Raw genomic sequence first — 2,589 nt, 5'->3', positions numbered from 1 at the left:
AGCCCTATCCTGTTGCGCTCCACCTCGGTTATGACGATCTGCTCGATGTCCGGTCTCTTTCCCTCGATGGCGAAGGATTCCCTCAGGCGGATGTAGGGAACGATCTCTCCCCGTATGTTCGCGATGTCCCTGCCGTGGGACTTGTCGACATCGGTCCGGGAGAGCTCGACGCACTCCTGGACGATGGTGAGGGGAAGGATGAAGAACTGCTTGTCTATCTCCACGAGGAGACCCTCGATGATGGCAAGGGTGAGGGGGAGCTTCAGGGTGACCGTCGTTCCCTCTCCCTTCTCGGAGCTTATCTCGACGGTGCCCCTCAGGTTGTCGATGGTCCTCTTGACCACGTCCATCCCGACGCCCCTGCCGGAGACGTTCGTTACCTTCTCCGAGGTGGAGAAGCCCGGGGCAAAGATGAGGGAGAATATCTCCTTGTCCTGCAGCTCCGTGTCGGGACCGATGAGGCCCTTCTCCACGGCCTTCCTGCGTATCACTTCCTTGTCGATGCCCGCCCCGTCGTCGGTTATCTCGATGAGGACGTAGGCGCCGGAGTGTCGCGCCGCTATGTGGAGCATGCCTGCCCTCGGCTTGCCGACGGACTCGCGCACGTCGGGGGGCTCGATGCCGTGGTCGATGGAATTGCGGATGAGGTGGACCAGAGGGTCGTTGAGCCTTTCGATGACGGTCTTGTCGAGTTCCGTCTCGGCGCCTTCCGTCGTCATCTCCACCTCCCTGCCCAGGTCCTGGGAGAGGTCGCGCACGAGCCTCTTGAACCGTCCGAAGGTCGTCCCGATGGGGAGCATTCTGATGTTGAGGGTGTTGTCCCTGAGGTCACCCGTCAGGCGCTCGACCTCCTCGGCTATCGATACCAGTTCGGGGTTGTCGAACATCGATGCCATCTGGGTGAGACGCGCCTGGACGGTGACGAGCTCGCCGACGAGGTTGACGAGGGTGTCGAGCTTCTCCGCGGGGACGCGGATGCTCGATGCCGCCTCCTCCTCTCTCCTCGGGGCCTTCTTCACCTTCTTCAGGTGCTCCTGCTCGATGAGGGCGGACTCCACCTTGGCCTGCGACACGAGGCCCTTGTCGACGAGGATCTCGCCGATCTTCTTCTTCTCCGAGAGGGTCTGCGTGAGCTCTTCGCTCCTGATATCGTGTCTCTCGACGAGGATCTCGCCGATCTTCTTCGTCTCTTCCTCCGCCATGAGGGAGGCGTCCTCGCTGTCTATCATGGTGATGTCGACGGTGCTTGACTCGTCCATGAAGATGAAGACGTCCTTTATCGCGTCGAGACCCCTGTCCGTCGTGAGGACGATGTCCCAGGAGACGTAGCATCTCTCGGGATCGATCTCTTCAAGGGGGGGAATGGTGTCAAGGTTCGCGAAGACGTTGCACTCGCCGAGGAACTGCAGCTCTCCTATCAGAAGGAGCGGGTTCGTTCCCGTCAGGAATATGTCCGCCGAGGGAGAGAACCGTATCCGGTAGGTGCACTCGGGTCTGTGTTGGGGTGACGACGAAGCCTCTTGCGCCTGTGAATCTGTGTTCGGGTTTTGGGTGGGGGTTTGCTGGAGGTTCCCTCCGTCGGCAATGCGGCGGAAGGAATCGATCAGTGTCTGTGCGTCCTGCGGCAAAGAGGCTTCGTCGGAGGGGGCTTCTATCATGAGACGTATGAGGTCCCGGGCCTTGAGCGTGAGGCTCACGAGCTCTTCGGTCACGGGGAGCTTCCCTTCCCGTACGTCGTCGAAAACCGTTTCTATCGTGTGGGTGAACTGGGCCACGTTGTCGAAACCGAACATGGCGCCGGATCCCTTTATCGTATGGAGCGACCGGAACACCCTGCCTATCAGTTCCGAGTCGGAGGGGTTCTCCTCGAGTTCCAGGAGTGCCGCCTCGAGGTCAGAAAGGAGCTCGAAGGCCTCCTCGATGAAAGTCTGTGCGTGATTGTCCATCATCTCGTCACCTCGCTGTCTTTTCTCTGCCAGAAACACGTGTCCTGCGTCTCCGGCATGCACCCGAGATCGCGCTTAAGGCCGCCCGATGAGATGACCCGGGAGACCGCGGGCGAGCAGTTGCTGACCCGCATCGCTTTTCCTTCGCTGACCGATCTCCTGTGGGCAGCGCAGAGGAGCTGGAAGAGGGAGACATCGCAATCGGTGACGTAGGCAAGGTCAACCGTGAGGTTGTCACCACCCCCGATCTCCCGCGCGAGGACGCCCTTGAGGTCTACCGCGTTCTGGATGGTTGTATCGCCGTAGAGCGTCAGAGTAGTGCCATTTTCCGTGTGTTCGACCTTGCTATCCATTCTTCGATCCCTCCCGGCGTAGTTTTACTGACATACTCCTTTTGTCGCCAGTTACCGATCTCGGCTTACCCGTTTTTCGCCCATTCCTGCGTAAGAATCTTCCCATAATCATGTCAGAATAGTCCTACAGACGAAAAGACCGTTGCAACCGCTTGAACCGCTTGAACCGCTTGAACGTTGAAAGAAAAAGACAAAAGAGCAGGGCCCGGCTCCCGGTTGTCATCCGGGGGGCCGGGCCGTGCTCTTGTCTCTTATCTTTTGCCTTTCCCGCTCAAGCGGTTCAAGCGGTT

Annotated in this window: 2 protein-coding genes; both read right to left on the bottom strand. The window is 59.4% G+C overall.

The window, feature by feature from the left end; genetic code table 11:
• A partial coding sequence (locus GXX82_03730) for a chemotaxis protein CheA (protein ID NLT22136.1) occupies positions 1-1,946 on the bottom strand: 1,946 nt, incomplete at its 3' end.
• Positions 1,946-2,299 (bottom strand): STAS domain-containing protein, encoded by a 354-nt coding sequence (locus GXX82_03725; protein ID NLT22135.1) that lies wholly within the window; start codon positions 2,297-2,299, stop codon positions 1,946-1,948. The genes GXX82_03730 and GXX82_03725, both read right to left, overlap by 1 nt.
• Positions 2,300-2,589: the final 290 nt, after the last annotated feature.

The sequence above is a fragment of the Syntrophorhabdus sp. genome (genome assembly GCA_012719415.1).
GTDB lineage: Bacteria > Desulfobacterota > Syntrophorhabdia > Syntrophorhabdales > Syntrophorhabdaceae > Delta-02.
Note: the sequence above shows the minus strand (reverse complement) of the source record. Positions and strands in the feature narration are given on the sequence as shown.

What these genes read in the sequence shown, in the direction of transcription:
- GXX82_03725 (NLT22135.1), bottom strand. Translation starts at nt 2,299, where the DNA reads ATGGATAGCAAGGTCGAACACACGGAAAATGGCACTACTCTGACGCTC.